Source organism: Chroococcidiopsis sp. TS-821 (genome assembly GCF_002939305.1).
Lineage (GTDB): Bacteria > Cyanobacteriota > Cyanobacteriia > Cyanobacteriales > Chroococcidiopsidaceae > Chroogloeocystis.
In genome coordinates this window covers 1-381 of record NZ_MVDI01000067.1, presented here as the reverse complement: position 1 = coordinate 381, position 381 = coordinate 1, and the positions used below count along the sequence as shown (strand labels likewise).

Sequence of the window (381 nt, the reverse complement as noted above, 5' to 3'; positions counted from 1 at the left end):
TCCACAAAAGATACTACGACAAGTCTTGGCGAGTACATTTACCGATATGTACACGTGCCCGCTTCTGCTCATTTCACACCAAAACTATGTTTGGGCCAGATTGGCAATCGTTTGCAAAGTCCCCTAACTGCTCCGGCCGCTCTAAGCCTTCGCTGAAACACCCCAGATAGATGGTAATTCACAATTTTGCTGGCATTCCTTTAAAGCCTTCAGTTACTTGGTCAGCAAAGCCCGACGCTGAATTGCGGGTCAGTACATCGTGCAGCCCTTCTAGTTTGAACATGAAGACCACTTGATATTGGTCTTTACCCTGCTCTAATAAAAAAGCTGAAACTTCTCGATTATCTTTTTTAATTTCTGCAATACAACAGAGATTGACAT

At 43.6% G+C, this 381-nt stretch carries 1 protein-coding gene; it reads right to left on the bottom strand.

The features are described from left to right. Nucleotides 1–178: 178 nt before the first annotated feature. Nucleotides 179–381: hypothetical protein (locus B1A85_RS24165; protein WP_168192472.1), on the bottom strand; the 203-nt coding region annotated here is incomplete at its 5' end.